Genomic DNA, 24,880 nt, shown 5'->3' with positions numbered 1-24,880 from the left:
ATATACAGGAGAAGGTTATGACAGAACTCACCTTGCAGAATCATCGTCGTACAATGTGGCATTTTATACCGGGGCTCGCTCTGAGCGCCGTCATTACAGGAGTCGCCCTGTGGGGCGGCGCTATCCCTGCCGTTGCAGGCGCGGGGTTCAGCGCCCTGACCCTGGCTATCCTGCTGGGTATGGTTATCGGGAATACCGTCTATCCACAAATATGGAAACAATGCGACGGCGGCGTGCTGTTTGCAAAACAACATCTGCTGCGTTTAGGGATTATCCTTTACGGCTTCCGCCTTACCTTTTCACAAATCGCCGACGTGGGTATTAGCGGTATTGTGATTGACGTATTAACGCTTTCCAGCACGTTCATGCTGGCCTGCTTCTTAGGCCAAAAAGTCTTTGGTCTGGACAGGCATACCAGCTGGCTGATTGGCGCCGGTAGCAGTATCTGCGGCGCGGCGGCGGTACTGGCGACAGAACCGGTGGTAAAAGCGGAAGCCAGTAAGGTTACTGTAGCCGTCGCGACTGTCGTTATTTTCGGCACCATCGCTATTTTCCTTTACCCGGCAATGTATCCGCTGCTGGCGCACTGGTTCAGCCCGGAAACTTACGGCATCTATATCGGCTCAACCATGCATGAAGTCGCGCAAGTGGTCGCAGCGGGTCATGCCGTTAGCCCGGATGCGGAAAATGCGGCAGTTATCGCTAAGATGCTGCGTGTCATGATGCTGGCGCCGTTCCTGATCATTCTGGCGGCGCGCGTTAAACAGCTTTCACCGGCGACCGGCGCGGAAAAAAGCAAAATTACCATTCCGTGGTTTGCTATTTTCTTCATCGTAGTGGCGATCTTCAACTCTTTCCACCTGCTGCCGAAAGCCGTGGTGGATATGCTGGTGACGCTGGACACAGTGCTGCTGGCGATGGCAATGGCGGCGTTGGGTCTGACCACTCACGTTAGCGCATTGAAAAAAGCGGGGGCGAAACCGCTGCTGATGGCGCTGGCATTATTCGCCTGGCTGATTATTGGCGGTGGCGCCATTAACGTCCTAATCCATAGCCTTATCGCATAAATTATTACGTTTCACGCCTGTTAACCCGTTATCATAGCGTTCGTAATGAACCGTTAGCGGGTTTAACAGGAGTCTTTTATGAAATACATCGGAGCGCACGTCAGCGCTGCTGGCGGTCTGGCTAACGCCCCTGCCCGCGCGGCTGAAATTGGCGCAACGGCCTTTGCGCTTTTCACAAAAAACCAGCGTCAGTGGCGTGCCGCCCCCCTTACTCCCCAGGTCATTGATGACTTTAAAATCGCCTGTGAAAAGTATCATTTCTCGGCGGCGCAAATTCTTCCCCACGATAGTTACCTGATTAATCTGGGCCATCCGGTCAGTGAAGCGCTGGAAAAATCACGCGATGCCTTTCTCGATGAAATGCAGCGCTGTGAACAACTCGGCTTAACCTTGCTTAATTTTCATCCCGGTAGCCATCTGATGCAGATTGCACAGGAGGATTGCCTGGCGCGGATCGCGGAATCTATCAATATCGCCCTCGCGCAGACCGAGGGCGTTACGGCGGTTATCGAAAATACAGCCGGTCAGGGCAGTAATCTGGGGTTTGAGTTTGAACAGTTAGCCGCCATCATCGACGGCGTGGAAGATAAGTCGCGCGTTGGCGTCTGTATCGATACCTGCCATGCCTTTGCCGCCGGATACGATCTGCGTACGCCAGAGGCGTGCGAAAAAACGTTCACCGAATTCGGGAAAATTGTCGGATTTCAGTATTTGCGCGGAATGCACCTGAACGACGCCAAAAGCGCCTTCGGTAGCCGCGTTGACCGCCATCATAGTCTGGGTGAAGGCAATATCGGCCACGATGCGTTTCGTTGGATTATGCAGGATGGGCGTTTTGACGGTATTCCGCTGATACTGGAGACCATCAATCCTGATATCTGGGCGGAAGAGATTGCGTGGTTAAAAGCCCAGCAAATTGCCGAAGCGGTGGCCTGACGCTCAATGTTCTTCAGGCAATAAAAAAGGCAGAGCTCGCTCTGCCTTTTTTAGCGTGTTTCTCTTACGCCGCTTTTGCCGCGACTTCCGTCTCCGGACGTTTCAGGACGGCATAAGCCAGCCCTGCCACCAGCGTACCGGCCACAATTGCCAGCAGGTATCCCAATACCGGTGTAATTGCGCCTGGGATAAGCAGAACAAACAGACCGCCATGCGGCGCCATCAATTTTGCGCCTACCGCCATAGAAATGGCCCCGGTCAACGCGCCGCCAACGATACAGCACGGCAGTACACGCATCGGGTCGCGTGCCGCAAACGGAATAGCGCCTTCAGTGATAAAGCACAGCCCCAGCACCAACGCCGCTTTACCGCCTTCCTGCTGCGCTTTGTCGAACTTACGGCGCGCCACCATCGTCGCCAGACCCAGCGCTAACGGCGGTACCATACCTGCGGCCATGATCGCCGCCATCGGCGCGTAAGTTTGCGTACTCAGCAGACCAACGCCAAACGCATACGCCGCTTTGTTCACCGGGCCGCCCATGTCGGTACACATCATCCCGCCGAGAATCGCGCCCAACAGCACTGCGTTTGCGGTTCCCATGGTTTGCAGCCAGTGAGTGAGCCCTTCCAGAATCCCGGCAACCGGTTTACCGATCAGGTAAATCATTGCCAGCCCCACCACCAGACTGGAAATTAACGGGATGATCAGGATTGGCTTCAGCGCTTCCATACTTTGCGGAAGTTTCAGTTTGGTACTGATAAGCTTCGCCATATACCCGGCAAGGAAGCCGGCAATGATCCCGCCGATAAAACCGGAACCGGTGCTAACCGCCAGCATACCGCCAATCAGACCTGGCGTAAGGCCTGGGCGATCCGCGATGGAGAAAGCGATATAACCCGCCAGTACCGGCACCATCAGCGCAAACGCCGAACCGCCGCCAATCTGCATCAGCGCCGCCGCCAGCGTGTCCGGCACCTTAAAGGCTTCAATACCAAAGGCGAAGGAAAGTGCAATACACAGTCCCCCGGCAACCACCATAGGCAGCATGTAAGAAACGCCCGTCAACAGATGCCGGTATGCTCCAGCGCTCTCTTTCTTCCCTTCGGTCGCCGCTTGCGATGCCTTACCCGCCGGTTGATACGGCGTTGCTTCCGCTACGGCTTTATCCAGCTCCTGCGCCGTCTTTTTCAGCGCCAGGCCGGTCGACGTGCGGTACATCGGGAGACCGGCAAACTTCGCCAGATCCACTTCGATATCCGCCGCCACAATGACTAAATCCGCTTCCGCCACCTCTTCCGGGGTGATGGCATTGCCGGCCCCCACGGAGCCGCGCGTTTCGACTTTTACCCACCAGCCGCGTTTTTTCGCTTCTGTTTCAATGGCTTCAGCCGCCATAAAAGTATGGGCGACGCCGGTCGGGCAGGCCGTTACCGCGACCACGCGTTTCGGACCGCCGCTCGCCGCAGGAGCAACCGCAGCAGGAGCGCTGTAAGGGGTCGCATGGCTTTTGGCTTCACTCAGAAACAGTTCCGGATGCGCGACGGCGCGACCAATATCCCCCAGCCAAACCTTTTTGCCGTTCAGAGCATTGTCGTTCGGCAGAGATTCGCCCAGCACGATCGCGAGCTCAGCATCATTCGGATTGTCGATAATTTCCAGATTTGCTTTATGCGCCGCCGCTCCAAGCAGGGTTTTCGCCATGTAAGCGCGAGCCTGGCCGAGATTAGCGTCAATTATCAGCAGCGTTTTCATTATGCCTCTCCTGCTGTCAGTTAAACGGTTGTAAGTCGACACGCGCCATCATTGCGGCCAACTGAGGACGATCGGTAATACCCACATTGCTCTGGCTGACCGCCAGCGCGGCAACCGCCGTCGCCAGACGCAGCGTATGTTCGCTGGACTCGCGCATCAGCAGGCCGTAAATCAATCCGCCAACCATGGAATCGCCTGCGCCGACGGTACTTACCACGTCAACCGCCGGTGGTTTAGCGATCCATTCTCCTGAGGCGTTAACCCACAGCGCGCCTTCCGCCCCCAGCGAAATCACCACATGGGCGATACCCTGTTCGCGTAACGCGTGCGCCGCATCAATCACATCTTTCATTTCCGGGAGCTTACGACCCGCCCAAATTTCCAGTTCGCGGCGATTCGGTTTCACCAGCCACGGCGCAGCTTTAAGACCGGCGACTAACGCTTCACGGCTACTATCAAAGATAATGCATGGACACTGGCTGCGCAGACGCGTCATCCAGTCGGTGAACGCTTCCGGACTCACGCCAGCCGGTAAGCTACCGCTGACGCAGACCATATCGAACTGACCCAGCCAGCTCAGGGAGTCGTTAACAAAGCGTTCCCAGTCTGCGGGGGTCACGTCAAAGCCGGAAAAGTTGAAGTCGGTCACTTCGCCATCTTTTTCCGTCAGCTTCACGTTGATGCGGGTCCGGCCCTGAACCACCTGAAAGCGGTTAGCGATGCCTAGTTCGCTGAATAATTGCTGAAAACCGTCCTGGTTATCTTTACCGAGAAAACCGCCGACGGTGACGTCGATGCCTAAGTCTTTCAGCACCTTGGCAACGTTAATGCCTTTGCCCGCCGCGTGCAGACCCGTGGTTTTCACCAGGTTCACTTCGCCGCGTTCGATTTCAGGGCAAAACCCAACCAGATCGTAAGCCGGATTAAGGGTAATGGTGGCGACACGCCTGCTCATTATGCGCCCTCCCCGAGACCGGCGGCGATCGCATCGCCAATCGCTTTCAGCGCCTGTTCAGCATCTTCACCCTGCGCGGTAAAGCGCAGACGATGGCCTTTCTTCACGCCTAATGCCACCACTTTCATCAGACTACGTCCGTTTGCCGGTTTGCCGGTTCCATCAAGGTTTGTCACGGTAATTTCACTGTTAAATTGTTTAATCGTATTCACCAGCATGGTGCCCGGACGGGCATGGAGACCATGCTCATTACGCACTACAAATTCCGCGCTCAGTACGTCATCCGTCAGCGCATCATCACTGGTCAGCAACGCCAGCAGCGTCGCGGCGTCAGCGCTCAGCAGACGATCGGCTTTATTGTTCAGCAACAGGTCGCCGAGGCGTTTTAGCACGGCAATCGGCTGCTCATCGTTCATCGCGACAGTGACTAATAAGGCTGCTTTTTCACCCTCTACGTCAAACGCCTGGGTCGCACGGCTTACCGCAACAGCGCTGCGCAAATTGCCTTCCGCGCTGTCGTTCAGCCAGATGCCTTGTCCCAGATTCATCGGACTATCGTTAATCGTTTTTGCGACGAACGCCGCATCAACCGCTCCCGCCTCTTTCAGACGCGCCGCATTTAGCGCCTGCAATGTGACCAGCGAGCTGGCGATGACATCCAGCGTCATCGTCTCGTTATCAAGTTTTAATTGTTCACTTTGCTTCTCGCCCATCACCAATGCGCGCAGCTCTTCCGCCGTTGTCGCGGATTTCAGCTGTTCAGCCACGGAGTCATCGCTTAGCACATGCGTCAGCTGACGCAGCAGGCCGAGGTGTTCGTCCGAACTGGCGGCAATACCAATCGCCACGTAGGCGACCTGGCCTTCTCCCCAGGTAACGCCCTGCGGGAATTGAAAGACCTGGACGCCGGTTTTCAGCACCTGATCGCGCGTGTCTGTTGTGCCATGGGGAATCGCAATACCATTGCCAAGAAAGGTCGAGGTTTGCTGTTCGCGCGCCAGCATACCGTCAACATAGCCGCCCGCCACATTCCCCGCCTGCGCTAACGCGGCGGCGATTTGCCGAATGGCCTCTTCTTTATTTCCGGCCTGCTCGCCCGGATGAATGTCCTGAACCGATAACTGGAACATGTGTCTCCTCTCCTGCTGAATTGAAACGATTCAGCCACTATGAGAAAAAAAGCGCCAATCTGAGTTATCAAAAAAACCAGATCGCGCTGAAACGTTTCAAGAAGTCTGGATCTTTCTGCTTCAGCACGCAAGAAAAGTTACCGGTTTTGTAGCAATTTTTTGAGGTGAAGCACATTTTTTCTCCAACAGACCCTCAATAGCTGACGCATAAAAGGCTTCAGCTTTTTTCTTTCAGCTTGCGTCAGCACGCCCTGGTAACAAACTGGAATGCTATTTTGATTTTTCGTGTCGATTTTGATTCAGACGCCTGTTTATTTTCTGACGGGCAGCGTAAACTCCGCCTCTCTTCACACCACTGATATAGAAACATGCACAACAGTCCCGCCGCCGCTGCGCCCAAATCGTTTGACCTGACGTCTACCGCCTTTTTGATCGTCGCTTTTCTCACCGGTATTGCCGGTGCGCTACAGACGCCGACGCTCAGTATTTTTCTGACGGATGAGGTTCACGCCCGCCCCGGCATGGTGGGATTCTTTTTTACCGGCAGCGCGGTTATCGGCATTATCGTCAGCCAGTTTCTGGCGGGTCGCTCAGATAAAAAAGGCGATCGCAAAAAACTGATCGTTTTCTGTTGCGTGCTGGGCATGTTGGCCTGCGTGTTGTTTGCCTGGAACCGCAACTACTTTATTTTGCTGTTCATCGGCGTCTTTCTCAGTAGCTTCGGCTCTACCGCCAACCCGCAGATGTTTGCGCTGGCCCGTGAACATGCCGATCGTACAGGTCGTGAAGCGGTGATGTTCAGCTCAATCCTCCGCGCCCAGGTCTCATTGGCCTGGGTCATTGGGCCGCCGCTGGCCTATGCGCTGGCGATGGGTTTTAGCTTTACGGTGATGTATTTGAGCGCGGCGGTAGCTTTTATCGTCTGCGGCGTCATGGTGTGGTTCTTTTTACCGTCAATGCGCAAAGATGCGCCGCTGGCAACCGGCACGCTGGAAGCACCGCGTCGTAATCGCCGCGATACGCTGTTGCTGTTTGTCATCTGTACGTTAATGTGGGGAACTAACAGCCTGTATATCATTAATATGCCGCTGTTTATCATCAATGAGCTGCATCTTCCGGAAAAACTTGCAGGCGTGATGATGGGCACCGCCGCCGGGCTGGAGATTCCCACAATGCTGATTGCAGGTTACTTCGCCAAACGGTTGGGAAAACGCCTGTTAATGTGCATCGCCGTTGTCGCCGGACTGTGCTTTTATGCGGGTATGTTGCTGGCGCACGCGCCGGCGACGTTGCTCGGCTTGCAGTTGCTGAACGCGATTTACATCGGCATTCTTGGCGGGATTGGCATGCTCTATTTTCAGGATCTCATGCCAGGCCAGGCGGGTTCAGCCACCACGCTGTATACCAATACCATTCGCGTCGGCTGGATCATTGCCGGTTCGCTGGCGGGAATCGCCGCAGAAATCTGGAATTACCATGCGGTCTTCTGGTTTGCGTTAGTCATGATTGTCGCCACCATGTTCTGCCTGGCGCGTATTAAAGATGTTTAACTTGCAAGCCTGATACTTTTACTCTTCGACACATTCAGCGCAGAGTTTATCTCTGCGCAATGTTCATGCGCGGTCATTCATTGTCTTTTTCTCAAAACGATATTCTGTAAGCGCCCTCCTACATAAAAGACCGGTTATTGAGAAAATTACGCCCATCAGCCCGCAAAGGACCAACACCAGCCGCATCTTATATTTTGGTGTGACAGCAACATCTATCACTTCAATGTTAGCATTATTTTTAACCGCCTCCGACAACAAGGATAGCTTTGTATATGTTTCCGTTTGTAACATATTTTTATGCACGCTATAACGTTTAATGTCACCATCATCGATATACCATGCTGCCATTTTATCGACGCTATTTTTCAGGGTGGAAATAATATTATTGACGCTTTCTTCCCTCCCCTGCGCCTTAAAAAGGACAAGCTGATTTTTCGCGTCAAAACTTATTTTATTTTTATATTCCGTAGGCAAGAAACGGCTAAACTGGTTAAGGATAACCGTTGTTTTACATTGAATATCATTAGTATAGCCACATAACGCATAGGTAGCAGGCGTATCCAGATTAGGTTTGATTGTCATACTCACAACCTTTGTATCATGCTGCACGCTCACAAAAACATAGCCAATGGCAACAAAAATAAAGGTAGCGATCATGATACTTAGCCATTTTCTTATAAGGAATAAGGAAACGTCGACTAAATCAATTTCACTATTTTCTCCCCGCATTTCACATCCCTTTTAAAACGCTAATAGTCAACCCGAATACTGAAATAACAAAAAGCAACACCAGCGTAAAAATAAACGCCCTGGCTGCGAACGTATATTTCTTCATAAGATAAAACCCACACATAAGAATTCGAGTATTTTAAAGGAAAATAACAACACATTCACACTGGTTATATCGATCGGTAAACACATCAATGATAGATATAAACTATCAAATTCATGATATCGATCGTTACAAATAATTAAAATCGATCAAAATTCCTCTTTTTAATAGATAAAAACTATCATATAAATAAAATTGATCGTTTTTATTTTATGTGACGGTTTGTTCGGTACACGTTCAGGCACCAACGGGGTTGAGCGGCGACATCTACCGCTTCATAAGCCACGAAATAAGGGAAGCATGTATTACGCTATTTAATGGTAAAAGGAGGTAATTTGATGCGCAGCTTTTGCAGACTATTTCGGGATATAACGTAAGCCCCTGCACATTTATCAAAAGCGGCTTAGATCATGGTAAGGTTTTCTGTTCGAGTTCCAGCAAATAAATAATGGCCTCTTCCCGGGTCGTTAAACACATGTCCCCTGTCGGTTGCAAACCAGAGCACACTTTTGGGCGTAAAGGCGAGCCAAAGATAAGACACAAGTTATCTTCCGAAAGCTGCACGCATCTGGTATTCATCGGCTTGCCATTCGGCATTCCGGGTATCGGCGACGAAATTGAAGGCGCAATACAGCAAGCGCCACAACCGCTACGACAGTCCATGCTCAGCCCCTCTATTTATAACCAAATGAAAGATAACAGAATTTGTCCAAAGAAAAATCCAGATTTAAAATGTGGACGTCATCATGATCAGGCCTGCCCTCAGACATTCCGAAGACAAGGCTGGAAACAGAAGGGACAACACAGCACACTTCCCCCCTCCGGGCGACATGCCATCGCGTATTCTCGTTGAACGCGGAGCGGAAAGCGGGCGAACAGTATCACCTTTTTTGCACCAGCAAAAGTGACAATTCCACTTGCCTGGACGGCCCGGCGCGAGTAGTTTTACGCGATATTTTAGATAATCTCTACAACAGGATCTCCTCGATGCCAAGAGCGAACGAAATCAAAAAAGGTATGGTACTGAACTACAACGGCAAATTGCTGATTGTGAAAGATATCGACATTCAGTCGCCTACCGCCCGTGGCGCCGCCACACTGTATAAAATGCGTTTTTCCGATGTCCGCACCGGTCTGAAAGTGGAAGAACGTTTCAAAGGCGACGATATCGTTGATACCGTCACCCTGAGCCGTCGCGGCGTTGACTTTTCTTATGTCGATGGCAACGAATATGTGTTCATGGATAAAGAAGACTATACGCCGTATACCTTCACCAAAGATCAGATTGAAGAAGAGTTGCTGTTTATGCCTGAAGGCGGAATGCCGGATATGCAGGTTCTGACCTGGGACGGCCAACTGCTGGCGCTAGAGCTTCCGCAGACCGTGGATCTGGAAATCGTCGAAACCGCGCCGGGTATTAAAGGAGCGTCCGCCAGCGCACGTAACAAACCCGCGACATTAAGCACCGGTCTGGTGATTCAGGTTCCCGAATACCTGAGCGCAGGTGAGAAAATCCGCATTCATATCGAAGAGCGCCGTTATATGGGGCGCGCGGATTAAGTTTCGCATTTTTCGGCTGCGCCCCAGGGCGCAGTCTGACCCTTTTCTTTAATTGACTGTTCTGCACCAAGAAAGAGAAACGTTAAAAATTTAACATTTTCTGCTCTTAAGATGGCAGAAGCACGACTTCGTCAACTCAGCCCTTCTCTTTTTCACGTTTATTCGCCAGGATTATTAAAGTTGTTATGTTGTATCAATATTCTGGAGCTGACGTGACCAAAACCAATCTTATTACTGGATTTCTCGGTAGCGGAAAAACCACCTCTATCCTTCATTTATTAGCTCATAAAGATCCGGCTGAAAAATGGGCCGTCCTGGTCAATGAATTTGGCGAAGTGGGTATTGACGGCGCGCTGCTTGCCGACAGCGGCGCACTGCTAAAAGAGATCCCCGGCGGCTGCATGTGCTGCGTCAACGGATTGCCTATGCAGGTAGGGCTCAATACGCTGCTGCGCCAGGGCAAACCTGACCGGTTGCTGATTGAACCAACCGGACTGGGGCACCCAAAACAGATTCTGGATTTATTAACTGCGCCGGTTTATGAGCCGTGGATTGATTTACGCGCTACGCTCTGCATCCTTGACCCTCGCCTGCTACTGGACCAACAGAGCGTCGCCAATGAAAATTTCCGCGATCAGCTCGCCTCAGCCGATATTATCATCGCCAATAAGACCGATCGCGCCACGGCGCAGAGCGATGCCGCCCTGCAACAGTGGTGGCGACAGTACGGCGGCGATCGTCAACTGATTCATGCCGAACATGGACAGATAGACGGTAAGCTTCTGGATTTACCACGACAAAATCTGGCGGAACTGCCGGCCAGCGCCGCGCATTCTCACACTCATGCCAGTAAAAAAGGACTCGCCGCGCTAAATCTGCCCGCCCAGCAGCGCTGGCGACGCAGCCTCAATAGCGGACAGGGTCATCAGGCCTGCGGCTGGATTTTCGATGCCGATACCGTGTTTGACACCATTGGCCTCCTTGAATGGGCGCGTCTGGCGCCGGTGGGCCGGGTGAAAGGCGTTATGCGCATACAAGAGGGGCTGGTACGCATCAATCGCCAGGGCGATGACCTGCACATCGAAACACAGAGTGTCGCGCCGCCGGATAGCCGGGTTGAACTTATCTCAAACACAGAAACCGACTGGAATACGTTACAGACGGCCTTGTTGAAGCTTCGTTTAGCGACGCACGCGTAAGGTTGCCACCGTTTAAAAACTATGGCGAAATGACGATGAAAACCCGCTATTCCTTGATAATTCTGCTTAATGCCGCCGGTCTGGCGCTGTTTTTGTCATGGTATCTTCCCGTCAATCACGGTTTCTGGTTCACCATTGATTCCGGCATATTCCACTTCTTTAACCAGAAACTGGTGGAAAGCCACGCGTTCCTCTGGTGGGTCGCTATTACCAATAATCGGGCGTTTGACGGCTGTTCGCTGCTGGCGATGGGCGGACTGATGCTCAGTTTCTGGCTAAAAGAAGACGCGTCGGGCCGGCGGCGCATTGTGATAATCGGATTGGTCATGCTGCTAACAGCGGTGGTGCTTAACCAACTCGGTCAGGCGCTGATCCCCGTCAAGCGCGCCAGCCCAACGCTCTCTTTTGAGCATATTTATCGCGTCAGCGAGTTGCTGCACATCCCGACAAAAGACGCGTCAAAAGACAGTTTCCCAGGCGATCACGGTATGATGCTGCTGATATTTTCCGCCTTTATGCTGCGTTATTTCGGCAAAACGGCGGGGATTATCGCCCTTATTATATTTGTGGTTTTCGCGTTTCCGCGCGTTATGATTGGCGCTCACTGGTTCACCGATATTGTGGTCGGGTCGCTCACGGTTATTTTGATTGGCCTCCCCTGGTGGCTGATGACCCCGCTCAGCGACCGGGCGATAGCGCTTTTTGAGAATTATCTCCCGGGCGGAAATAAACAAATTTTAAACAAATAACCCATGTAATTAACATTACCTTCAGCGATAGTTTTACATCGTTGAAGGTAATTTATGATGATACTCCCCCAGCCCATCATTTTTCGGTCATATTATTCCTCTGCAAAATGAACAGGTTGCACGATTTTTAAACGATTTGCGCTTAATTTGACCCGTGCTGATAGCTCACTTTTCGTATCATAAATTCTTATAAAAAATCACGCGAAATCGCTCGCAATGACAGCAACAATCGGGTAATCTCAAACTCGTTTTGCCTCGCCAGATAATTATTCTCATTGCGAATAAATTTGTGCGTTCCGCCACAGATTTGTGCACAAAGAATTGTCTCAAGCTGTGCAGGTAATTAGTCTCATCACGTTTGGCATTTTTATAACGATATTTATCGTTAAGGACTTCAAGGGAAAACAAACAACATGGTCAAATCTCAACCGATTTTGAGATATATTTTGCGCGGGATTCCTGCGATTGCAGTTGCGGTTCTGCTTTCTGCTTGTAGCACAACCACCAATACCGCAAAGAATATGCATTCTGAGACGCATGCTGTGGGCAATAGCGATAGCTCTTCACTGCAAGCCTCTCAGGATGAATTTGAAAATATGGTGCGTAACCTCGACGTTAAGTCGCGGATTATGGATCAGTATGCTGACTGGAAAGGCGTGCGTTACCGCCTGGGCGGCAGCACTAAGAAAGGCGTCGACTGTTCCAGCTTTGTACAGCGCACCTTCCGTGAACAGTTTGGTTTAGAGCTTCCGCGTTCAACCTATGAACAGCAGGAAATGGGCAAAGCAGTTTCACGCAATAACCTGCGTACGGGCGATCTGGTTCTGTTCCGCGCCGGTTCCACTGGTCGTCATGTCGGTATTTATATCGGCAATAACCAGTTTGTCCATGCGTCTACCAGTAGCGGCGTCATTATCTCCAGTATGAACGAACCGTACTGGAAAAAACGCTACAATGAAGCGCGTCGAGTTCTGAGTCGCAGTTAATCTTCATCAGGCAGCACCTCCCTTGGCTTACCTGATGAGACGACATAAAAAGCACTGCTTCAGCAGTGCTTTTGCTTATTATCCCTTCTGAACCCGTTTTACCGAATAGCGACGTGTCGCCTCTTATCCAGCCTACAACACACGAACATAGGCCTGATAAACATAGCGCCATCAGGCATTCAGGTCGTTTCCCCCAACGCCTACTGCGACAATACGCTTTCCTGCGCATCACAGAAAAGCATGACTATCCGGGGTAATCCAGGCTATAGTCTTATAAATCAACCAGTTTAACCGGCATCCGCCTTTTCAGGTCACACCAGGAATTATGCTTACACGCGACTCCTCTTCCGGTCGGAAAATCCTGCTTACCTGTATCATTACGGGGATAGCGGCAGCATTACTTATTGGTAGCCTGCAATTTTTCCTGTCGTGGCATAAACGGGATGTTAAATACAATACGCTCCTTTCTGATGTACAACATTACCTGGCCAGCTATTTCGCCGACCTGAAAGCCACCACCGATATTCTTCAACCGTTGACGATCAACACCTGTCAGCAGGTTGGCGCAGAACTCACCTCAAGAGCCGCTTTTAGCCTTAATGTCCGCGCCTTCTTATTGATTAAAGATAAAAAAGTGTTCTGCTCTTCCGCCACTGGCGCCATGAATATGCCGCTTCAGCAACTGGTACCGGATATAGATATCCGCAAAGACGTTGCTATGGCGATTCTGCCCGGCACGCCAATGATGCCCAACAAACCGACAATGGTGATTTGGTATCGAAACCCATTATTAAATGACAGCGGCGTATTCACATCGCTGAATATTAACCTGACGCCTTACTTACTCTATACCACGCGCCAGGACGATTTTAACGGCATCGCGCTGATTGTCGGCAATACCGCGCTGTCGACCTTTTCTTCGCGTCTGCTGACCGTCGCGGAGCTGCCGGGCGCGCCATCACGACAGGCAACTATCAACGGCCTGCCGCTTAAAATACAGCTTTATGCCGATAGCTGGACCTACAATGACTTGTGGTATGCGTTGATGCTGGGCTGCATTAGCGGCATCGTAGCAGGGTTTATCTGTTACTTTATCTATGCCCTCCGGACGCGACCGGGCAAAGAGATTTTAACGGCGATCAAACACGAGCAGTTTTATGTGGTTTATCAGCCCGTCGTCGATACTCGTACGCTGAGCGTCACCGGGATTGAAGTCTTACTGCGCTGGCGTCACCCTACGGCAGGCGAGATTCCGCCGGATGCCTTTATCCACTATGCCGAAGCGCAACAACTTATCGTACCGTTAACGCAGCATCTGTTCGAGCTGATCGCCCGCGACGCGCCCACGCTACAGAAGGTGATGCCCGTCGGTGCCAAATTTGGCATTAACATCGCGCCGGAACATCTGCACAGCGACAGTTTTAAAGAGGATATGCACCGGCTCAGGGACGCCCTGCCCGCGCACCATTTTCATATCGTGCTGGAAATCACTGAACGCGATATGCTCCAGCAGTATGAAGCGGCCAAACTGTTCGAATGGCTGCATTCCGCCGGGTTTGAAATCGCTATAGATGATTTCGGTACAGGCCATAGCGCCCTGATTTATCTGGAGCGATTTACTTTAGATTATCTGAAAATCGATCGCGGCTTTATCCAGGCGATCGGCACGGAAACCGTCACGTCTCCGGTTCTGGATACCGTGCTGACGCTCTCCAGACGCCTGAATATGCTGACGGTGGCCGAGGGCGTTGAAACGCCGGAGCAGGCCCGTTGGCTACGCGATCACGGTGTTAATTACTTGCAGGGGTACTGGATTAGCCGTCCTTTACCCCTTAAAGATTTCGTGCTGTGGATGTCGGCGCCTTCCGTGCCTGAATGGTAGCCCCCTTACGGTTTTAACGGATTCACATCAGACGCAACGTCACTTATTATTCAGCGAAACGCCTGCCGGTTTGCAGCGGGCAATACGATAAGGAAACCGCCTTCAGATGATTGCGCGCGTAATGCTTCTGCTTGTCGCACTGGTTAGCGCTGGCGCCCAGGCCCAGGAAATCAAAGAAAGCTACGCTTTCGCCGTACTCGGCGAACCTAAGTATGCTTTTAACTTTGATCACTTTGATTATGTGAATCCTGCTGCGCCGAAAGGCGGTCAGATGACGCTTTCCGCCATTGGTACGTTCGATAATTTCAATCGCTATTCGCTGCGCGGCAATCCCGGCGTACGTACCGAAGCCCTTTACGATACGCTTTTTACCACTTCGGATGATGAACCCGGAAGCTATTACCCGCTGATTGCCGACCATGCCCGCTATGCCGCCGACTATTCCTGGGTGGAAATCTCGATTAATCCCCGCGCTCGTTTTCACGATGGCACGCCCATTACCGCCCGCGATGTGGCCTTTACCTTTCATAAGTTTATGACCGAAGGCGTACCGCAGTTCCGTCTGGTCTATAAAGGTACTACCGTGAAGGCGATTGCGCCTTTAACCGTGCGAATTGAGCTGGCGAAGCCTGGTAAAGAAGACATGCTTAGTCTGTTTTCATTACCGATCATGCCCGAAAAATTTTGGAAAAATCATAAACTTAGCGATCCTCTTTCAACGCCGCCCTTAGCCAGCGGGCCATACCGGATTACTCAGTGGAAAATGGGCCAGTACATTGTCTATTCACGCGTCAAAAACTACTGGGCGGCTAATCTGCCGGTCAATCGTGGACGTTTTAACCTCGACACTATCCGCTACGATTACTACCTTGATGACAATGTCGCTTTCGAGGCGTTTAAAGCGGGCGCATTTGATCTACGGCTGGAAAACGACGCTAAAAACTGGGCAACGCGCTACATCGGTAAAAATTTCGATAATCATTACATCATTAAAGAAGAGCAGAAAAACGAGTCGGCGCAGGACACACGCTGGCTGGCCTTTAATATTCAGCGCCCGGTATTTAAAGACCGGCGGGTACGTGAAGCCGTCACCCTGGCCTTCGATTTTGAGTGGATGAATAAAGCGCTGTTCTATAATGCCTGGAGCCGAACCAACAGTTACTTCCAGAATACCGAGTACGCCGCCAGAAATTACCCTGACGCCGATGAGCTGGTATTACTCGCGCCGATGAAAAAAGATCTTCCTCCTGAAGTCTTCACCCAGATCTATCAGCCGCCGGTCTCTAACGGCGACGGCTACGATCGCGAAAATCTTCTTAAAGCTGACGCCTTGTTGACGCAGGCCGGATGGGTGATCAACGGACAGCAACGGGTCAATAGCGTCACCGGTAAGCCTCTGACGTTTGAACTTCTCCTTCCTGCCAGCAGTAATAGCCAGTGGGTTCTGCCCTTCCAGCATAATCTTCAGCGTCTGGGCATTACGATGACTATCCGTCAGGTTGATAATTCTCAACTCACCAACCGGATGCGTAGCCGCGACTATGACATGATGCCGAGGCTATGGCGGGCGATGCCCTGGCCCAGCTCCGATCTACAAATCTCATGGGCGTCGGAATACATTGACTCCAGTTATAACGCTCCCGGCGTACAAAGCCCGGTGGTGGATAAACTGATCGCGCAAATTATCGCAGCGCAGGGTGATAAAGCGAAACTGGTGCCGCTGGGACGGGCGCTGGATCGCGTGCTGACCTGGAACTATTACATGCTGCCGATGTGGTATATGGCGCAAGACAGGCTCGCCTGGTGGGATAAATTCTCCCATCCGGCGATTCGCCCGGTATATACCATCGGGTTAGATACCTGGTGGTATGATGTCAACAAAGCCGCCAAACTACCGGCAGCCAGGAGGTAGTAAGAATCAATGGGCGCCTATCTTATCCGCCGTCTGTTACTGGTGATCCCCACGCTATGGGCCATTATTACCATTAACTTTTTTATCGTGCAGATCGCTCCCGGCGGCCCTGTCGATCAGGCGATTGCCGCGATTGAATTTGGCCAGGGCGGCGCGTTGCCCGGCGCCAGCGGCGAAGGCGTTCGCGCCAGTCATGCGCAAACCGGCGTCGGCAATATCAGCGACAGCCATTATCGCGGCGGCCGGGGACTCGATCCGGAGGTGATCGCGGAGATCACCCATCGCTACGGCTTCGACAAACCGCTGCATGAGCGTTATTTCAAGATGCTACGGGACTATCTCTCTTTTGACTTCGGCGACAGTCTGTTTCGCAGCGCATCCGTACTAACGCTGATCAAAGATAGTCTTCCCGTCTCCATTACTCTGGGATTATGGAGCACGCTGATTATTTATCTGGTGTCTATCCCGCTGGGGATCCGCAAAGCCGTCCATAACGGCAGCCGCTTTGATGTATGGAGCAGCGCGTTTATCATTATCGGTTATGCGATCCCCGCCTTTCTGTTCGCTATTTTATTAATCGTCTTTTTTGCCGGCGGCAGCTACTACGATATCTTTCCGCTACGTGGCCTGGTCTCCGCCAACTTTGACACGTTACCGTGGTACCAGAAAATCACCGATTATTTGTGGCACGTTACGCTACCGGTGTTGGCGACCGTCATCGGCGGTTTTGCCGCCCTGACGATGCTGACGAAAAATTCGTTTCTCGACGAGGTGCGTAAACAGTATGTCGTTACCGCTCGCGCTAAAGGCGTGAGTGAAAAAAACATTCTCTGGAAACATGTTTTTCGTAACGCCATGCTGCTGGTGATCGCCGGGTTTCCCGCCACTTTTATCAGTATGTTTTTCACCGGCTCGTTGCTAATTGAAGTCATGTTCTCGCTCAACGGCCTGGGGCTGCTGGGTTATGAAGCAACTGTTTCGCGCGACTATCCGGTGATGTTCGGCACGCTTTATATCTTTACCCTGATTGGCTTATTACTGAATATCCTGAGCGATATCAGCTATACGCTGGTCGATCCACGCATTGATTTTGAGGGACGATAATGCCGCGATTAAGCCCGGTCAATCAGGCCCGCTGGGCGCGTTTCCGCCATAATCGCCGGGGCTACTGGTCACTATGGATTTTCCTGATCGTGTTCAGCCTGAGCTTATGCGCGGAACTGATTGCTAACGATAAGCCATTGCTGGTGCGCTATGAAGGCCAGTGGTATTTTCCGCTGGTAAAAAATTACAGCGAGCGCGATTTCGGCGGCCCGCTGGCGACAACGGCAGATTATCAGGCCCCCTGGCTACAACGGCAGCTTGAGAATCGGGGCTGGGTGTTGTGGGCCCCCGTACGCTTTGGCGCCAATACCATTAATTTTGCCACCACGCAGCCTTTCCCCTCCCCGCCTTCGGCGAAAAACTGGCTGGGCACCGATGCGAATGGCGGCGACGTTTTCGCCCGCATCCTGTACGGCACCCGCATTTCTATTTTATTCGGCCTGATGTTAACGATTTGCTCCAGCGTCATGGGTGTACTGGCGGGCGCGCTACAGGGCTATTATGGCGGCAAAGTCGATTTATGGGGGCAACGTCTCATCGAAGTCTGGTCGGGGATGCCGACCCTGTTTCTGATTATTTTACTTTCCAGCGTAGTGCAGCCTAACTTCTGGTGGCTGCTGGCCATAACCGTGCTGTTTGGCTGGATGAGTCTGGTGGGCGTGGTGCGCGCCGAGTTTTTACGGACCCGCAATTTTGACTATATCCGCGCCGCGCAGGCGCTTGGCGTCAGCGATCGTGACATTATCCTGCGCCATATGTTGCCTAATGCGATGGTCGCTACCCTGACATTTTTACCGTTCATTTTATGTAGTTCCATCACCACCCTGACGTCGCTGGATTTTCTGGGATTCGGTCTGCCGCTTGGCTCCCCTTCTCTCGGCGAACTTCTTTTACAGGGGAAAAACAACTTACAGGCTCCCTGGCTGGGGATCGCCGCCTTTCTGTCTGTCGCCATTCTGCTATCGCTGCTGATTTTTATCGGCGAAGCGGTACGCGACGCCTTTGATCCTGCTAAGGCGGTATAAGATGACATCTCCATTGCTTGCGATTGAAAATTTATCGGTAGGTTTCCGTCAGCAACAGCACGTGCGCCCTGTCGTTAACGCCATTTCGTTACAGGTGAACGCCGGGGAAACGCTGGCGCTGGTCGGCGAGTCAGGGTCAGGAAAAAGCGTGACGGCGCTTTCCATTCTGCGTCTTTTGCCTACCCCTCCCGCCGTCTACCTCTCCGGCGATATTCGCTTTCACGGCGAATCATTGCTTCATGCCAGCGAGCAGACGCTACGCGGCGTACGCGGCAATAAAATCGCCATGATTTTTCAGGAACCGATGGTTTCACTTAACCCACTGCATACGCTGGAAAAACAGCTCTATGAAGTGCTGTCGCTCCATCGGGGAATGCGTCGGGAGGCGGCAAGGGCGGAGATGATCGGTTGTCTGGATCGGGTCGGTATCCGCCAGGCGAGCCAGCGTCTGCGCGATTATCCGCATCAGCTTTCCGGCGGCGAACGCCAGCGCGTCATGATAGCCATGGCGCTGTTAACACGGCCGGAATTACTGATCGCCGATGAGCCGACCACCGCCCTCGACGTCTCCGTACAGGCGCAGATCTTATCTCTACTGCGGGAACTCCAGCGTGAGCTCAATATGGGATTGCTGTTTATCACCCATAACCTCAGCATTGTAAAAAAACTGGCGGATTCAGTGGCGGTAATGCAACACGGCAAGTGCGTAGAGAACCAACGCGCCGACACGCTGCTCTCCGCGCCGACCCATCCGTACACGCAAAAACTACTCAACAGCGAACCCACTGGCGATCCGGTTCCGCTCCCCGCCGGGCAGGCGCCGTTGCTGGAAGTGGACAAGCTGCGCGTCGCCTTCCCAATCCGCAAAGGCATTCTGAAGCGCGTCGTGGATCATAATGTGGTGGTTAACAATATCAGTTTCACCCTGCATCCAGGCGAAACGCTGGGTCTGGTCGGCGAGTCAGGATCGGGAAAAAGCACCACCGGTCTGGCGCTGTTACGGCTTATCCGCTCCGAAGGCCGCATCGTGTTTGACGGTCAATCGCTGGATACGTTAAACCGCCGCCAGCTTTTACCTGTTCGCCACCGTATCCAGGTCGTATTCCAGGACCCAAACTCATCGCTAAACCCGCGTTTAAACGTGTTGCAAATTATCGAAGAAGGCCTGCGCGTCCACCAGCCTACGCTTTCAGGCGCGCAGCGCGAACAGCAGGTGAAAGCGGTCATGATGGAAGTCGGCCTGGACCCGGAAACACGGCATCGTTACCCCGCTGAGTTTTCCGGCGGCCAGCGTCAACGTATCGCCGTCGCCAGGGCGCTGATTTTAAAACCGTCGCTTATTATTCTGGATGAACCGACCTCATCGCTGGATAAAACCGTTCAGGCGCAGATTCTTGCCCTCCTGAAATCGCTCCAGCAAAAGCACCGTCTGGCCTATATCTTCATTAGCCACGATCTGCATGTAGTACGCGCGCTGTGCCATCAGGTTATCGTGCTGCGGCAGGGGGAGGTGGTTGAACAGGGGCAATGCGAGCGCGTGTTTACCGCACCGCAACAGGCCTATACGCGTCAGCTACTCGCGTTAAGCTGACGCCTAAAAAGGATTATTGTTAGAAAAAGGTTCCGCTATCGCCACGCCGAAATTTTTCAGCCGACAGGTGGCGGCAAACTCATCCTGACGATTAACGAACAGGCACGGCTCCCCTTCGCACTCCAGCACGGAGCAAGGAACTTCAATATCGCTTAGCGCCTGGCTGAGCTTATGCATCACTGACCACGCGCTATCGCCTGCCGGACTCAACAGTTTAAGCGCCACCAGACTATTCTCGGTGCTCTGCCCGTTTTGCGGAATCGGTTCAACCTTTGACCCCGCAAAACCCGCCGACCAGCGATAGTTTTGCGGCAGACGGTGAACAATTGAGAGCTGTAATGTATTCACTTTCTTTCCCCGGAAGCACAATTACTTCACAATTTAATTACATTTATATTAACACATCATTGACAACCCGTCCTTAAACAGATTGCTAACGCCCTTCTCTCCGTCAGTGGCTCTACAGCAAGCGGGAGTTAAAATAGTTTTACCGACGCGGAGATAGCGGCGGGCTATATGTACCCGTTTCTGCGATCTAACTCAACCTTTTTAACTACAATGATGTGACTTTTTACATAAATGGATTTTACATAAAATAAACATAAAGGAGGAAAATGATGAATTGGTAATTGATATACATCAACTATGAAAGCCGTTTGGCTTTGCCATCGTGTAGCGGATAGCGTCCCCCAACGCCGCCTGCGCATTCTTCGGCGCCATTGAGGGGCAGCGCGCCCGTCACCGTTTTTTGGGACGGCTGGCGTAGAGATAAAACAGAATGGAACAGGCGGCGCAAAGCGCAATCGACCAAATCATCGGCCACGCACTGGTAAAGGTAGCCAGCGACAGCAACGCGCCGACGATAGCGCCAATACCAAAGCGGAAAGTGCCCGCCAACGAAGACGCCGTTCCGGCCATATGCGGAAACTCATCCAAAATGACCGCCATCGCATTGGACGAAACCATCGACACACAGCCGACAAACGCCGCAACGCCGACCACCAGCGCCCAGAATCCAATGCCCATCAGCGCGCTGAAAACCATCCACACCGCCATCGCAAACTGAATCCATAGCCCGGCCCGAAACATGTTTAGCGCCCCTACCCGTCTGACAAAACGGCTGTTGATAATCGTCATCACAAACAGAAATACGATGTTCAACGCGAAGTAGTAGCCGAAATCCTGCGGCGGAACATGATTAATTTCGATATAAACAAACGGCCCCGCGCTCAAAAAAGAGAACATACCGGCAAAACTAAACCCGCTCGCCAGCATATAGCTCAGTACGCGTTTGTGGCGAAACAACGCGGCAAAGTTACCTATTGTGGTACGAATATGAAAAGGCTGACGCCGCTCAACGGGCAGCGTCTCTTTAATCAAAGCAAAGATCATGACTGACGCCAGAATCGCCGCAATGGCCAGTATCCAGAAGATATAGTGCCAGCTTAACCATACCAACACCCAGCCGCCGACAATGGGCGCCATTAACGGCGCTATCGTAGTGACCAGCATGACAAATGACATCATGCGCGAAAACTCTTCCTTTGGATAAATATCCCGCATCAGCGCATTGATGACGACGCTTGCCGCCGCGGCCGCCAAACCGTGAAAGAAACGCATCACGATCAGTTGATCGATAGTCTGCGCCAACGCACAGGCGACCGCCGCAGCGGCAAATACCAGCGTCCCGCCCAGGATGACCGGCTTACGCCCGAGGCTATCCGCCATCGGTCCATAGATAAGCTGCCCCAGCGCAAACCCCAGAATATAGGTGCTGAGCGTCATCTGCGCGCTACCGGCAGGCACGCCGAATTGCGCAGAAATCACCGGCAGCGCTGGAAGATACATATCAATCGACAGCGGCATTAACATGGCCAACAGGCCAAGGATAAAGACAATGGCAAAGGAAGAGTGCTGCCGGGTGGTCACATCGAACTCCTGAATTTAACGAGATAGTTAGCCGACGCTGGCGATTTCTTCTTCAGTCAACGGGCGGTACTCGCCGGGAGCCAGATTCTCATCCAGCGTAATGGCGCCAATCCGTTCGCGGTGCAGTTCCACAACGCGATTGCCTACTGCGGCAAACATCCGCTTCACCTGATGATAACGGCCTTCGCTGATGGTCAGACGGACCTGCACAGGCGTTATCACCTCCAGCGTAGCGGGTTTAGTGAGATCTTTTTCATTATGCAACTGCACGCCTTTCGCAAATTGCGCTGCCGTATCGTCGGCCACCGGCGACTCCAGGGTCACCAGATAGGTTTTTTCACAGTGATGGCGCGGCGACGTAATGCGGTGCGACCACTGACCGTCATCTGTCATTAACACCAGACCGGTAGTATCGATATCCAGACGTCCTGCGGCATGCAGCTTATACGCCACCGGCTCATCCAGGAAATACAGCACCGTTGGATGATCGGGATCATCGGTTGAACAAACGTATCCCTGCGGCTTGTTAAGCATAAAATAGCGTGGCCCGTGTTGCTGCGCTAAGGGATTGCCGTCATACGCAACCGCATGTTCCGGGAGCAGTTTGAAGGCCGCATTTTTAATGATGTCGCCATCGACGGTAACGCGGTTACCACGAATTTCACGCCCGGCAATAGCGCGGCTGACGCCAAGCTGCTGAGCGATAAATTTATCAAGTCGCATGTGTGTGATTTAGCCTGTAATAATACGGAAATCGGGCATTCTACCCGAAAAAAGGGAATTGCTATCCGCTCAGTATAGCGGGCTAACTATATCCCTCAAGGGAAATGATTCATGGCATACTATTCCCGGAACCGTTTAACGTAGTGAGACCATGATTTTTACACTCCGCCCCTACCAGCAAGAAGCCGTAGACGCCACGCTCAGCCACTTTCGCCGCCACCGTACGCCCGCCGTGATTGTTCTGCCGACCGGCGCAGGTAAAAGCCTGGTGATCGCCGAACTGGCGCGCGTCGCCCGCGGACGGGTACTGGTGCTGGCGCATGTGAAAGAGCTGGTCGCGCAGAACCACGCCAAATATTGCGCGCTGGGGCTGGAAGCGGATATTTTCGCCGCCGGACTCAAACGTAAAGAGAGTCAGGGCAAAGTCGTGTTCGGCAGCGTACAGTCGGTGGCGCGTAATCTTGACGCCTTCCAGGAGGAGTTTTCGCTGTTGATTGTCGATGAATGCCACCGCATCGGTGACGATGAAGACAGTCAGTATCAGCAAATCCTCACTCACCTGAGTAAAGTTAATCCTCACTTACGTCTGCTTGGACTCACCGCCACGCCTTTTCGCCTCGGAAAAGGCTGGATTTATCAATTTCATTATCACGGTATGGTGCGCGGCAACGACAACGCTCTGTTTCGCGACTGTATTTATGAACTGCCGCTGCGCTATATGATTAAACACGGCTATCTGACGCCGCCTGAGCGGCTTGATATGCCAGTGGTCCAATACGATTTCAGCCGCCTGCAGGCCCAAAGCAATGGGCTGTTCAGCGAAGCCGACCTGAACCGCGAGCTGAAAAAGCAGCAGCGGATTACGCCGCACATCATCAGCCAGATTATGGAATTTGCGCAAACGCGCAAAGGCGTGATGATTTTCGCCGCCACGGTCGAACATGCGAAAGAGATTGTCGGTCTGCTTCCGGCGGACGACGCGGCGCTGATTACCGGCGATACGCCAGGGCCCGAGCGCGACGCGCTGATTGATAATTTCAAGGCGCAGCGTTTTCGCTATCTGGTTAACGTCTCGGTGCTGACCACCGGCTTTGACGCCCCACACGTTGATCTCATCGCGATTCTACGTCCCACGGAGTCAGTTAGTCTTTACCAACAAATTGTCGGGCGTGGTCTGCGCCTTGCGCCGGGAAAGACCGATTGCCTGATTCTTGATTACGCAGGCAACCCGCACGACCTGTATGCCCCGGAGGTCGGTAGCCCGAAGGGAAAAAGCGATAACGTCCCTGTCCAGGTATTTTGCCCGGCCTGCGGCTTTGCCAACACCTTCTGGGGGAAAACCACTGCCGACGGCACGCTGATTGAACACTTTGGCCGTCGCTGCCAGGGCTGGTTTGAGGATGACGACGGCCATCGCGAGCAGTGCGATTTTCGCTTTCGCTTCAAAAACTGCCCGCAGTGTAATGCCGAAAACGATATTGCCGCCCGACGCTGCCGGGAATGTGACGCCATTCTGGTCGACCCGGACGATATGTTAAAAGCGGCGCTCAGGCTCAAGGATGCGTTAGTCCTGCGCTGTAGCGGAATGACGATGCAGCATGGGCAGGATGAGAAAGGCGAATGGCTGAAAATCACTTACTATGACGAGGACGGCGCGGATGTCAGTGAGCGCTTCCGCTTGCACACGCCCGCCCAGCGTACCGCTTTCGAACAGCTATTTATTCGCCCGCATACCCGCACGCCCGGCGTTCCTTTACGCTGGATCACGGCGGCGGATATTGTCGCGCAGCAGGCGCTGTTGCGGCATCCCGATTTTGTGGTCGCGCGGATGAAAGGCCAGTACTGGCAGGTGCGTGAAAAAGTGTTCGACTATGAAGGCCGCTTCCGCCGGGCGCACGAATTACGTGGTTAATCGTACTTTTCATTGATGTAACGGCGATTTGAGTATAGAATCCCGCCCGCCTTTGCATACGCAAAGCAGATCACTTACCTGTTGC

General features: G+C 52.6%; 22 protein-coding genes. 13 read left to right on the top strand and 9 right to left on the bottom strand.

Annotated elements, in window-relative coordinates:
• Positions 1 to 17: 17 nt before the first annotated feature.
• Both ACLJNW_RS00235 and nfo read left to right on the top strand, forming a co-directional pair.
• Positions 18 to 1,067 (top strand): YeiH family protein, encoded by a 1,050-nt coding sequence (locus ACLJNW_RS00235; RefSeq protein ID WP_000137966.1) that lies wholly within the window; start codon positions 18 to 20, stop codon positions 1,065 to 1,067.
• A 78-nt stretch (positions 1,068 to 1,145) separates the two neighbouring features.
• On the top strand, positions 1,146 to 2,003 hold the full coding sequence (gene nfo / locus ACLJNW_RS00230) for a deoxyribonuclease IV (RefSeq protein ID WP_023204025.1): 858 nt from the start codon (positions 1,146 to 1,148) through the stop codon (positions 2,001 to 2,003).
• Positions 2,004 to 2,067: 64 nt separating this feature from the next.
• Here the strand turns inward: nfo and fruA are convergent, their stop codons facing one another.
• Genes fruA through fruB form a run of 3 tightly spaced genes read right to left on the bottom strand, consistent with a single transcriptional unit; the run spans position 2,068 to position 5,841 of the window.
• Positions 2,068 to 3,756: a PTS fructose transporter subunit IIBC gene (gene fruA, locus ACLJNW_RS00225; protein ID WP_000854417.1), complete on the bottom strand. Its 1,689-nt coding sequence runs from the start codon at positions 3,754 to 3,756 to the stop codon at positions 2,068 to 2,070.
• A gap of 16 nt (positions 3,757 to 3,772) precedes the next feature.
• Positions 3,773 to 4,711, bottom strand: coding sequence for a 1-phosphofructokinase (fruK, locus tag ACLJNW_RS00220; RefSeq protein ID WP_000091249.1), 939 nt, complete (start codon positions 4,709 to 4,711; stop codon positions 3,773 to 3,775).
• Positions 4,711 to 5,841 carry a fused PTS fructose transporter subunit IIA/HPr protein gene (fruB, locus tag ACLJNW_RS00215; RefSeq protein ID WP_023204026.1) on the bottom strand — a complete coding sequence of 377 codons (1,131 nt, stop codon included), beginning with the start codon at positions 5,839 to 5,841 and terminating at the stop codon, positions 4,711 to 4,713. The genes fruK and fruB overlap by 1 nt, the downstream gene beginning before the upstream one ends.
• Positions 5,842 to 6,209: 368 nt before the next feature.
• Between fruB and setB the strand changes: the two genes are divergently transcribed.
• On the top strand, positions 6,210 to 7,391 hold the full coding sequence (gene setB, locus ACLJNW_RS00210; RefSeq protein WP_000551934.1) for a sugar efflux transporter SetB: 1,182 nt from the start codon (positions 6,210 to 6,212) through the stop codon (positions 7,389 to 7,391).
• A 63-nt stretch (positions 7,392 to 7,454) separates the two neighbouring features.
• On the opposite strand, the gene ACLJNW_RS00205 is transcribed toward setB, so the two are convergent.
• The 3 genes from ACLJNW_RS00205 to ACLJNW_RS00195 all read right to left on the bottom strand — a co-directional run bounded on the left by ACLJNW_RS00205 (position 7,455) and on the right by ACLJNW_RS00195 (position 8,886).
• A complete protein-coding gene (locus ACLJNW_RS00205) occupies positions 7,455 to 8,120 on the bottom strand; it encodes a GNVR domain-containing protein (RefSeq protein ID WP_023180837.1) in 666 nt (221 codons plus the stop codon).
• A 1-nt stretch (position 8,121) separates the two neighbouring features.
• Positions 8,122 to 8,244, bottom strand: a complete 123-nt coding sequence (locus ACLJNW_RS00200) for a membrane protein (RefSeq protein WP_001519564.1) — start codon at positions 8,242 to 8,244, stop codon at positions 8,122 to 8,124.
• A 387-nt stretch (positions 8,245 to 8,631) separates the two neighbouring features.
• Positions 8,632 to 8,886, bottom strand: coding sequence for a YkgJ family cysteine cluster protein (locus ACLJNW_RS00195; protein WP_001523448.1), 255 nt, complete (start codon positions 8,884 to 8,886; stop codon positions 8,632 to 8,634).
• 324 nt (positions 8,887 to 9,210) lie between these two features.
• On the opposite strand from ACLJNW_RS00195, the gene yeiP reads away from it, so the two are divergent.
• The 9 genes from yeiP (at position 9,211) to yejF (ending at position 20,231) form a co-directional block, all read left to right on the top strand.
• On the top strand, positions 9,211 to 9,783 hold the full coding sequence (gene yeiP / locus ACLJNW_RS00190; protein ID WP_001136822.1) for an elongation factor P-like protein YeiP: 573 nt from the start codon (positions 9,211 to 9,213) through the stop codon (positions 9,781 to 9,783).
• Between the two features lie 212 nt (positions 9,784 to 9,995).
• Positions 9,996 to 10,982, top strand: coding sequence for a CobW family GTP-binding protein (locus ACLJNW_RS00185; RefSeq protein WP_000169350.1), 987 nt, complete (start codon positions 9,996 to 9,998; stop codon positions 10,980 to 10,982).
• A 29-nt stretch (positions 10,983 to 11,011) separates the two neighbouring features.
• A complete protein-coding gene (locus ACLJNW_RS00180) occupies positions 11,012 to 11,731 on the top strand; it encodes a phosphatase PAP2 family protein (protein ID WP_000178091.1) in 720 nt (239 codons plus the stop codon).
• A 413-nt stretch (positions 11,732 to 12,144) separates the two neighbouring features.
• On the top strand, positions 12,145 to 12,717 hold the full coding sequence (gene mepS, locus ACLJNW_RS00175) for a bifunctional murein DD-endopeptidase/murein LD-carboxypeptidase (RefSeq protein ID WP_000241015.1): 573 nt from the start codon (positions 12,145 to 12,147) through the stop codon (positions 12,715 to 12,717).
• A 325-nt stretch (positions 12,718 to 13,042) separates the two neighbouring features.
• A complete protein-coding gene (locus tag ACLJNW_RS00170) occupies positions 13,043 to 14,599 on the top strand; it encodes a cyclic di-GMP phosphodiesterase (protein ID WP_024154555.1) in 1,557 nt (518 codons plus the stop codon).
• A gap of 106 nt (positions 14,600 to 14,705) precedes the next feature.
• Positions 14,706 to 16,511: an extracellular solute-binding protein gene (locus tag ACLJNW_RS00165; RefSeq protein WP_000561742.1), complete on the top strand. Its 1,806-nt coding sequence runs from the start codon at positions 14,706 to 14,708 to the stop codon at positions 16,509 to 16,511.
• A gap of 9 nt (positions 16,512 to 16,520) precedes the next feature.
• On the top strand, positions 16,521 to 17,615 hold the full coding sequence (locus tag ACLJNW_RS00160) for a microcin C ABC transporter permease YejB (RefSeq protein ID WP_023204027.1): 1,095 nt from the start codon (positions 16,521 to 16,523) through the stop codon (positions 17,613 to 17,615).
• Positions 17,615 to 18,640, top strand: coding sequence for an ABC transporter permease (locus ACLJNW_RS00155; RefSeq protein ID WP_198910648.1), 1,026 nt, complete (start codon positions 17,615 to 17,617; stop codon positions 18,638 to 18,640). The genes ACLJNW_RS00160 and ACLJNW_RS00155 overlap by 1 nt, the downstream gene beginning before the upstream one ends.
• Position 18,641: 1 nt before the next feature.
• A complete protein-coding gene (gene yejF / locus ACLJNW_RS00150) occupies positions 18,642 to 20,231 on the top strand; it encodes a microcin C ABC transporter ATP-binding protein YejF (RefSeq protein ID WP_000203612.1) in 1,590 nt (529 codons plus the stop codon).
• A gap of 3 nt (positions 20,232 to 20,234) precedes the next feature.
• Here yejF and ACLJNW_RS00145 read toward each other — a convergent pair whose 3' ends face one another.
• The 3 genes from ACLJNW_RS00145 to rsuA all read right to left on the bottom strand — a co-directional run bounded on the left by ACLJNW_RS00145 (position 20,235) and on the right by rsuA (position 22,883).
• Positions 20,235 to 20,579 carry a YejG family protein gene (locus ACLJNW_RS00145; protein WP_001094639.1) on the bottom strand — a complete coding sequence of 115 codons (345 nt, stop codon included), beginning with the start codon at positions 20,577 to 20,579 and terminating at the stop codon, positions 20,235 to 20,237.
• A gap of 390 nt (positions 20,580 to 20,969) precedes the next feature.
• Positions 20,970 to 22,160, bottom strand: coding sequence for a Bcr/CflA family multidrug efflux MFS transporter (locus ACLJNW_RS00140; protein ID WP_000213349.1), 1,191 nt, complete (start codon positions 22,158 to 22,160; stop codon positions 20,970 to 20,972).
• Positions 22,161 to 22,187: 27 nt separating this feature from the next.
• Positions 22,188 to 22,883 (bottom strand): 16S rRNA pseudouridine(516) synthase RsuA, encoded by a 696-nt coding sequence (rsuA, locus tag ACLJNW_RS00135; protein ID WP_001234836.1) that lies wholly within the window; start codon positions 22,881 to 22,883, stop codon positions 22,188 to 22,190.
• 151 nt (positions 22,884 to 23,034) lie between these two features.
• Here rsuA and ACLJNW_RS00130 point away from each other — a divergent pair, with 151 nt between their 5' ends.
• Complete coding sequence (locus tag ACLJNW_RS00130; protein WP_000578121.1) at positions 23,035 to 24,795, top strand: DEAD/DEAH box helicase; 1,761 nt, start codon at positions 23,035 to 23,037, stop codon at positions 24,793 to 24,795.
• The last annotated feature ends 85 nt before the right edge of the window (positions 24,796 to 24,880 follow it).

This window comes from Salmonella sp. SAL4457 (assembly GCF_046548235.1).
Lineage (GTDB): Bacteria > Pseudomonadota > Gammaproteobacteria > Enterobacterales > Enterobacteriaceae > Salmonella > Salmonella enterica.
Note: the sequence above shows the minus strand (reverse complement) of the source record. Positions and strands in the feature narration are given on the sequence as shown.

What these genes read in the sequence shown, in the direction of transcription:
- ACLJNW_RS00235 (WP_000137966.1), top strand. Translation starts at nt 18, where the DNA reads ATGACAGAACTCACCTTGCAGAATCATCGTCGTACAATGTGGCATTTT.
- nfo (WP_023204025.1), top strand. Translation starts at nt 1,146, where the DNA reads ATGAAATACATCGGAGCGCACGTCAGCGCTGCTGGCGGTCTGGCTAAC.
- fruA (WP_000854417.1), bottom strand. Translation starts at nt 3,756, where the DNA reads ATGAAAACGCTGCTGATAATTGACGCTAATCTCGGCCAGGCTCGCGCT.
- fruK (WP_000091249.1), bottom strand. Translation starts at nt 4,711, where the DNA reads ATGAGCAGGCGTGTCGCCACCATTACCCTTAATCCGGCTTACGATCTG.
- fruB (WP_023204026.1), bottom strand. Translation starts at nt 5,841, where the DNA reads ATGTTCCAGTTATCGGTTCAGGACATTCATCCGGGCGAGCAGGCCGGA.
- setB (WP_000551934.1), top strand. Translation starts at nt 6,210, where the DNA reads ATGCACAACAGTCCCGCCGCCGCTGCGCCCAAATCGTTTGACCTGACG.
- ACLJNW_RS00205 (WP_023180837.1), bottom strand. Translation starts at nt 8,120, where the DNA reads ATGCGGGGAGAAAATAGTGAAATTGATTTAGTCGACGTTTCCTTATTC.
- ACLJNW_RS00200 (WP_001519564.1), bottom strand. Translation starts at nt 8,244, where the DNA reads ATGTGTGGGTTTTATCTTATGAAGAAATATACGTTCGCAGCCAGGGCG.
- ACLJNW_RS00195 (WP_001523448.1), bottom strand. Translation starts at nt 8,886, where the DNA reads ATGGACTGTCGTAGCGGTTGTGGCGCTTGCTGTATTGCGCCTTCAATT.
- yeiP (WP_001136822.1), top strand. Translation starts at nt 9,211, where the DNA reads ATGCCAAGAGCGAACGAAATCAAAAAAGGTATGGTACTGAACTACAAC.
- ACLJNW_RS00180 (WP_000178091.1), top strand. Translation starts at nt 11,012, where the DNA reads ATGACGATGAAAACCCGCTATTCCTTGATAATTCTGCTTAATGCCGCC.
- mepS (WP_000241015.1), top strand. Translation starts at nt 12,145, where the DNA reads ATGGTCAAATCTCAACCGATTTTGAGATATATTTTGCGCGGGATTCCT.
- ACLJNW_RS00170 (WP_024154555.1), top strand. Translation starts at nt 13,043, where the DNA reads ATGCTTACACGCGACTCCTCTTCCGGTCGGAAAATCCTGCTTACCTGT.
- ACLJNW_RS00165 (WP_000561742.1), top strand. Translation starts at nt 14,706, where the DNA reads ATGATTGCGCGCGTAATGCTTCTGCTTGTCGCACTGGTTAGCGCTGGC.
- ACLJNW_RS00160 (WP_023204027.1), top strand. Translation starts at nt 16,521, where the DNA reads ATGGGCGCCTATCTTATCCGCCGTCTGTTACTGGTGATCCCCACGCTA.
- ACLJNW_RS00155 (WP_198910648.1), top strand. Translation starts at nt 17,615, where the DNA reads ATGCCGCGATTAAGCCCGGTCAATCAGGCCCGCTGGGCGCGTTTCCGC.
- yejF (WP_000203612.1), top strand. Translation starts at nt 18,642, where the DNA reads ATGACATCTCCATTGCTTGCGATTGAAAATTTATCGGTAGGTTTCCGT.
- rsuA (WP_001234836.1), bottom strand. Translation starts at nt 22,883, where the DNA reads ATGCGACTTGATAAATTTATCGCTCAGCAGCTTGGCGTCAGCCGCGCT.
- ACLJNW_RS00130 (WP_000578121.1), top strand. Translation starts at nt 23,035, where the DNA reads ATGATTTTTACACTCCGCCCCTACCAGCAAGAAGCCGTAGACGCCACG.